Origin of the sequence: Lapidilactobacillus mulanensis, from assembly GCF_003946215.1 — a bacterium.
GTDB classification, from domain to species: domain Bacteria; phylum Bacillota; class Bacilli; order Lactobacillales; family Lactobacillaceae; genus Lapidilactobacillus; species Lapidilactobacillus mulanensis.
In genome coordinates this window covers 1-6,874 of the sequence record NZ_RHOW01000062.1, presented here as the reverse complement: position 1 = coordinate 6,874, position 6,874 = coordinate 1, and the positions used below count along the sequence as shown (strand labels likewise).

Genomic DNA, 6,874 nt, shown 5'->3' with positions numbered 1-6,874 from the left:
CATGCCGTTCAAGAATGTGCATAAACACTTTAATTATTTGATTGTCCTCTTGACAGGAGCCGAGCCCATGTTCACTTTTTTCCAGGTGCGCTTTTTGAAGTGCGTGAACATTTTCCGCGCCAGCAACATTTAACACGGAGCCAGATAAGTCAACTGTGCGCTGAGTAATACCAAGTTTTCGTTGAGGACCGAGTGAAATATCAGAAGCATTATAAAATTCACCAGAAAGTTGAACTAATTGTCCAATTTTTTCTTCGAGCGTAAGTGATTGTAGTAATGATTGTAGTTCATCTTTTTTCAAAATACGTCCTCCAAAATACGATTTTATTCTTTGACTTCAGACTGTTCAGCTGCAAGTGCTTTTTTATCAGCATGACGTAGCCATGGGTACCAAAGTAATGGCGCGATAATTAATTGAATGACTAATTGAAGAATGATGATTGAAACATGACCCTCAACTGATGCATGGATCCCTATTGGCAACCCGAACACCGCTTGAACACCAGTAAATCTCGCAACCAAACCAATTCTTGTAACAATATAACTAATAATCAAAACAATTGTATTATTTGTGATAAAAGGAACCACAAAATCAAAATTCAAAACAAGTGGTGTCCCAAAAATAACGGGTTCTGTCACTCCAAATAGTGCTGGAACAACCGCAAGACGTCCAAGATCACGATAACGTTTGCTTTTTGCAATCAGCATCAACAGAACTAGTCCTAGTGCGGTGCCACCCCAAGTAATAATGTTAAAGAATGCGAGGCCAATTATATTTGGTGCGGCATGACCAGCTTGAATTGCTGCCAAATTTTCCATATCCATTGCTAACCAGATTGGAGTGACCAGTGGTAAAACAACGTTAGTTCCATGAATCCCAAAGAACCAAAGGATTTGCATAACTAAGCTGACGACGATCATGGCACCAATAGAACCACCCAATCCACGTAAAGGAACTTGAATCAGCGAATAAATCATTTGGTGCACACTACCCCAATCAGTAAGCAAGAATAAGTAGCTGACCACTGCAGCAATAACACCAGTTACAATTGCTGGGATAAGAGAAGCAAATGCATTAGAAACCATCGGTGGAACACCCGCTGGCATTTTAATTGTCCAACCATGCTGCTTAATATAGACGTAAAAACGAGCAACTAATAATCCAATTATTAAAGCAGAGAAAACACCTTGGGAAGACAGCCAAGTGGTAGGAATAGCAGTAATTAAGTTCTTGCCATCCTTAATTTGACCCAGTGGCGTGAGAATCAAGAAACTCATCAACGCAATAATTCCCGCAGCAGTACCATCATCACCTTCTATAAAGAATGGTACCAGATGTTTGGCAACTAAAAATACAATGTATAAAGCCAATGCATTGATCGTGACGTTGCCAACATTACCGGCGATGGTTTGAAGATTTGTAAGCTTCTGGTTAGCCGCGAAAACGCCAATCAATGTTGCAAACGATCCAAGGATGATTGGTCCCAACGTCGCCATCATAGCTCCCATCAGAGCCTGTAAATATTTGTTCGTTCCCACTTTATCAAGTACGGGCGAAATCTTATTAAAAAATGCTTGTATCTTATCCTTCATGATAAACCTCCTGAGGTTGTAAAAGATTTGCAATTAATGATTACGCTATCATTGTAAAGCGTAATCATCCGTGCGACAATGTTGTTAATAGGACAATTATATGTAAATAATTGACATTTAAAGAGGATTGTTATTATGAAGCTTGAACATGAATTAATTCGAAGCACAGGCGTATTGCCTTTTAATGCCTTTAGCTTCTCCGCTAAAGATGTAACCCGTGTCATACCACAGCACTGGCATCAAAGTACCGAACTCATATTTTGCCTAAGTGGCGCACTGAATGTTTGGATTGAGGGTATCTTATATCGAATGAACACCGGAGATATTATTGTGATCGATCCAAACACCACCCATTATACTCAAAGCCCCGTCACCAATCATATCTTGTGTATCCAATTACCAATGCAATACTTGCAAGAGCTGACAGAAAACCAATTTATGCATTCATTCGTGTTTGATCTAAACACGGTTTCGACATCACTACCATCACCATTATTGACACAACTGCAACAATCATTGGGAGCAATTACTGCAATCATTGAAACAGCCGCCAGCACAACAACTCTGTCGGCACAAATTAAGGAGCAATCATTAGTTTTAGAAATCATTAGTCAGCTGGTCTCCAATTGCAGTTCTGCTGCTCAGCTCGATCAGAATAAAATGGTTCCCAACTCCATTGTTTTTATGAATGCCGTCACTAAATATATTAACGAGCATTTCATCGAAGTTTTGACATTACATTGTATTGCCAATGCATTCAATTACTCGGACAGTTATTTTTCAAGAGCATTCAAACAAAATTTTAACATGAATTTCCATGATTTCTTAATATTTGTTCGGCTGAACGATGCCGTCAACAGAATGTTAACCAGTGACGATACACTTTCTGAAATTGCTCGGCAAAGCGGTTTTGATAATTATCGCAACTTTTATAATTCATTCGTTCGAATTTATCAAGAGAAGCCAAAGAACTATCGTGAAAATGCAAGAGAAATTGCGGGACTATAGGGGATTACAACGCCGGCTGAAATACAGCGTATAAAAAAGTAGCTACTCATCATGAGTAGCTACTTTAAAAACTCACAAATAATATTTCATTTTACTCCTGCGTTTGAATTAATAGTTTTACTGCACCAATCATGCCTGCATCATTTTTTAATTTGCATGGCAGAATAACCGGCATATTAACCAGGGACAAAACGTGATATTTTTGAATAATTTTGTCGTAAGCCCTTTGAATCTTGTCCATTATTACCTTATCAGCACTGATTCCCCCACCGATTAAGATTGCTTCCGGTGCGATATAAACACTGATATTAACCAATAAACGCGCAACATCATCTAAGAACTCATCAAAAAAATGTTGAGCGATTGCGTCTCCCTCTTTTGCTAAACTAAAAATTAATGCAGCATCGGTAATTTTTTGATCCGTAGCCAAACTATACTTTCTGCATAGACCACCGACCACTCCAGCATGCAACGAAGTAGAGTCTAATTTATACTCAGCATCACTACGGTCCATGAGTGAAACGCCGAATTCACCAGCTAAACCGCCCAGTCCCCAGTACAGTCGATTGTTGATCACGATTGCACCACCAACGGCTGATCCTAGTGTTATACAAACGTAATCGCTATAATTCTTACCATTTCCCAACCAGCCTTCAGACAATGCCACTGCCTTACTATCTGTGATTATTTCTGCGGGCAATTTGAGCGCTTCTTCAACTATCTTTTTAATATTTAAACCAATCAAACTTTTTAACGCGCCAGCCGTTTGCATAATACCTTCACTGCTGATCACGCCAGGTAAGCTAATTCCCACACCGATAATCGTAGTTCTTTTGGACTGCTTTATTAAATACGTATTTATTATTTTAGTGATCTCACTAATATCATATTTACTCTCGACCTTACATCTATCAACAATTTGGCCATTTGAAGAAACAACACCCATTTTGATAAAGGTTCCCCCAATATCAACACCAAGATAATATTTATTCATTATTAGCTTTCCTCCAGAGGAATCTGAAATCTTCAAATCGTTTAAGATTGTCGAGCAAGATCATGCTATTCTCAGTGATTTTCCCAACGACGTTGATTCTATCATCACATGGTCGACTTTTTAAAGCAATTTGGACTTCACCTTTATACTGTCCATATTTATCATTTAGGATTAAAATATCGCCACGTTTGATTTCGTTGGGTCTTTCATTTGAACTAGGCAATGATTGATTCGTGATCTTAGCTCTAATTCTGGTTGATCGGATCATATATTCCGAAGAATCTCCACGATAGTTATGAATGTGATCAAATAAGATTTCTTTCTCAAAATCAGTAACGCTTGATTCAAACTCAACGTCTATTGACTTTTGAGACTCCTTTACTGCTTCACTTACAGATTTCAATTCAGCCTTAGAAGCAAACATTGTCCCGATAATTACGTCATCAATGAGTCCACTTTGCGCTAAGTCTCTAGCTTGTATATCAATCGGAAGGCTCCTATGATCCTCTAATGTCACCAACCCTTCTTGGAGCTGCCAAGGCCCATATTGTCCAGTATGAGAGGTAATAAATGCGGCAGTCTTTAAGAAGTGTTGACGATATTTTTTTGTGTATATTTCAAATTGATTTCTTGAAAGTCCAGTATATTTTTGTGGAAAAAAGTTATGGCATCCTCTTAATTGCTTGAGGTTTGGCCCAAAATCTAAAATCTGTTCCAAGTAATGATTATAGTTGCTCATATTCAGCTCTATTGTTATCCCGTAAGAATTATGTGTCATCTCTGACTCTTCTTTACCTGCCATACCTGAATCAAAGCGCATGCACTGGATACCAAAATCGGCGATGGGCTTTAAATTATGGTAACTCGCACCAAAGACCTCAAACAATTGTGGCACAAAATCTACAGTTACCTGGTAATTCTTATCATTAGCTATTCGGATAATCTTTTTATATCGTTTCAATTCACCTTGTATATTATTTTTATCAATCTGAAGAAGACTTAAAAACAAACGGTGAAATCCATATCTTTGACCTAAGGATAGGTATTCTTCTATTTCAGCAGTACTTGCTTTTTCTGGATAAACGGAAATTCCAATCATAAATATCCTATCTCCAACTCTTATTTACTTTTTTCTTCTTTTAATTCCTTCATATCTGCAAATTTGACAAATGGGAACCAGATTAACGCCACAATGGCTGTAATGATTATATAAATCAGTAAGAATTTCCATCCACCAATTAATGCAAATTTGACAAATCCAGGTGTTGTCCACGGAATGGCTTCAGCAGTTGGATTATATGGAATTGTTAAAACGGTGCTCATCAATCCCCATGAAGTAAAGCCTGCAATTAAGGGGCTCAAAACGAGTGGAAAGAAGAAGATTGGATTCAATACAGTCGGAATACCAAAATTCAAAGGCTCAGTAATATTGAAAATTGTTGGTAGTGCGCCTAATTTGAACATCTGTTTATAACGTGCAGATTTAGCAAACATCAAACAAATTACTAACCCAAGTGCATTTCCGGCAGCACCACCGACTCCATATACCATTGAAGCCATTGCAAACGGTAAGTGTGTCCCCGCAGTATAGGCATCAATATTTGTCGTCATCATTGTAAGCGTAACTGCTGAGAGTGGACCAGAAATAACCGCATTATGAATACCAAAGAACCAAAGGAACGCAACCAATACCTGAATAAATATCATCGAGATTGGGTTAGCCATCAAACTATTCAGGGGTGCACTAATTACTTGCGTGATCAGTGTGAAAACATCATGGAACTGTGTAAATGAGAATGCGATTCGAATTGCACATACAATCATGAATATTGCTGTGACAATAAACGTTGGTGCGAGTGAATCCGAAACCATTGGCGGAACAGATTCTGGCAGTTTTATTGTTAGATTTTTCGTTGATAAAAATGCAAATAGTCTTGTAACTAGAATTGCGACTATCATCCCAACAAAAATACCTTGTCCGCCCAAATAATCAAATTTAACTGCATTTACTGATGACTCGATCCACTTGCCACCTTCATTAACATGAGTAGTAATTTGCTGTGGAATTAGAATAAAGTATGAGGCTAACGCAATAAGCCCGGCATTTTGAGAATGTGCTCCTAATTTTTTCGCATACGCAAAGGCAATATTGTATACAGCAAACAATCCCATCAATCCAATTGACGCATTACTAACTGCAGCTAAGCCAGGAGCCAAGTTTGTATCTTGAAGCCATTTTAGCCATGCAGGAATAGGAAAATTAGCTAGGATTAATATGAATGCTGATCCAATTGTCGCAGGACTCGTTCTGATAAAGCCCTCTGATAAAGCGCCAAGAATTTTGTTATTTTGCATTTTTGCTAATATTGGCAATAATCTATTATTCAAAAACGATTCGAACTTGTTCATAGTATTGATCTCCCATCAATATGATTTTTGCTAAAGTACTTTGGCCACCCATAGTATAAGCGATGGCACTTTAAGGAAATATCAAAAAGGTGTCTATATTGTAATAAAAGTGTTATTTTTATTTAGGGGGGTATTCAACTATGTCACCAATATTAATTTACTCAATAAATTCAATAGCTGAAAAAATTGGGCTGGGTGCGAAAATAACAACTCATAATTTCAATCTTGATGATCAACTCATTTTAGACCGCATAACAATTTACAATAATGACAGAGAAATTTTTGGTAAATTCTTTAGCAAAGACGAACACACTCGGCAAATAACCGAATTGACTTTTGGCCCATTGTTGATGGCAGAAGTGAAATTTGGTTCAGAAGATCTAGAGGACAATTTAGAGCAATTTCGTGGTGTTTTAAAGAATCTATTTGTCGTAACCAATAGATCGTTACCTCAAGGTTTTGACGAATCTTCTTTGACCATTTCAAGCTTTTACAAGAAAAGTACGTTTACTTATAACGCACTTTCTGAAATTGGCGAATATTATAAACTTGAGCTACTTCTATTTGCGCATATTAAGGACAGAAATAAAATGGCTGCATTCCGAACGCTCTCATTATGCGTAAAATATTATTATAAATTTCTGACGGTTGATCAATTGAAATGTTTTTATATTTCAATTATTACCCTGTTAACCCGTGTGGAAATAGAAAAGGGCTATCCCGTTAACAAACTTTTTGATAAACAATTTCAATTATACGGCTATTTACCGTCAGTTCAGAATATGAATTCATTTGAATCATTAACAAAAAAAGCCATTCGCAAATTGCAATAGTAAGTTAGCCAGTACCGATAAAGCACACAGACGAAAT

6 protein-coding genes and 1 pseudogene are annotated in these 6,874 nt (G+C 37.4%); 2 read left to right on the top strand and 5 right to left on the bottom strand.

Annotated features, from left to right (window positions below; all coding sequences use genetic code 11):
* Window positions 1–301 (bottom strand): annotated as a pseudogene (locus tag EKM67_RS10910) (hypothetical protein); the annotation flags it as partial.
* Between the two features lie 23 nt (window positions 302–324).
* On the bottom strand, window positions 325–1,593 hold the full coding sequence (locus EKM67_RS10070) for a PTS sugar transporter subunit IIC (RefSeq protein WP_125578869.1): 1,269 nt from the start codon (window positions 1,591–1,593) through the stop codon (window positions 325–327).
* A gap of 135 nt (window positions 1,594–1,728) precedes the next feature.
* On the opposite strand from EKM67_RS10070, the gene EKM67_RS10065 reads away from it, so the two are divergent.
* Window positions 1,729–2,601, top strand: coding sequence for an AraC family transcriptional regulator (locus EKM67_RS10065; RefSeq protein WP_125578868.1), 873 nt, complete (start codon window positions 1,729–1,731; stop codon window positions 2,599–2,601).
* 91 nt (window positions 2,602–2,692) lie between these two features.
* On the opposite strand, the gene EKM67_RS10060 is transcribed toward EKM67_RS10065, so the two are convergent.
* Genes EKM67_RS10060 through EKM67_RS10050 form a run of 3 tightly spaced genes read right to left on the bottom strand, consistent with a single transcriptional unit; the run spans window position 2,693 to window position 6,004 of the window.
* A complete protein-coding gene (locus tag EKM67_RS10060; RefSeq protein ID WP_125578867.1) occupies window positions 2,693–3,595 on the bottom strand; it encodes an ROK family protein in 903 nt (300 codons plus the stop codon).
* Window positions 3,588–4,694 (bottom strand): DUF871 domain-containing protein, encoded by a 1,107-nt coding sequence (locus EKM67_RS10055; RefSeq protein WP_125578866.1) that lies wholly within the window; start codon window positions 4,692–4,694, stop codon window positions 3,588–3,590. Before EKM67_RS10055 ends, EKM67_RS10060 begins: the two co-directional genes overlap by 8 nt.
* Window positions 4,695–4,714: 20 nt before the next feature.
* Window positions 4,715–6,004: a PTS sugar transporter subunit IIC gene (locus EKM67_RS10050; RefSeq protein ID WP_125578865.1), complete on the bottom strand. Its 1,290-nt coding sequence runs from the start codon at window positions 6,002–6,004 to the stop codon at window positions 4,715–4,717.
* A 140-nt stretch (window positions 6,005–6,144) separates the two neighbouring features.
* Here EKM67_RS10050 and EKM67_RS10045 point away from each other — a divergent pair, with 140 nt between their 5' ends.
* Window positions 6,145–6,837: a hypothetical protein gene (locus EKM67_RS10045; RefSeq protein WP_125578864.1), complete on the top strand. Its 693-nt coding sequence runs from the start codon at window positions 6,145–6,147 to the stop codon at window positions 6,835–6,837.
* Window positions 6,838–6,874: the final 37 nt, after the last annotated feature.

Coding starts and splice junctions, on each gene's coding strand:
- EKM67_RS10060 (WP_125578867.1), bottom strand. CDS start 3,595: ATGAATAAATATTATCTTGGTGTTGATATTGGGGGAACCTTTATCAAA.
- EKM67_RS10055 (WP_125578866.1), bottom strand. CDS start 4,694: ATGATTGGAATTTCCGTTTATCCAGAAAAAGCAAGTACTGCTGAAATA.
- EKM67_RS10065 (WP_125578868.1), top strand. CDS start 1,729: ATGAAGCTTGAACATGAATTAATTCGAAGCACAGGCGTATTGCCTTTT.
- EKM67_RS10070 (WP_125578869.1), bottom strand. CDS start 1,593: ATGAAGGATAAGATACAAGCATTTTTTAATAAGATTTCGCCCGTACTT.
- EKM67_RS10050 (WP_125578865.1), bottom strand. CDS start 6,004: ATGAACAAGTTCGAATCGTTTTTGAATAATAGATTATTGCCAATATTA.
- EKM67_RS10045 (WP_125578864.1), top strand. CDS start 6,145: ATGTCACCAATATTAATTTACTCAATAAATTCAATAGCTGAAAAAATT.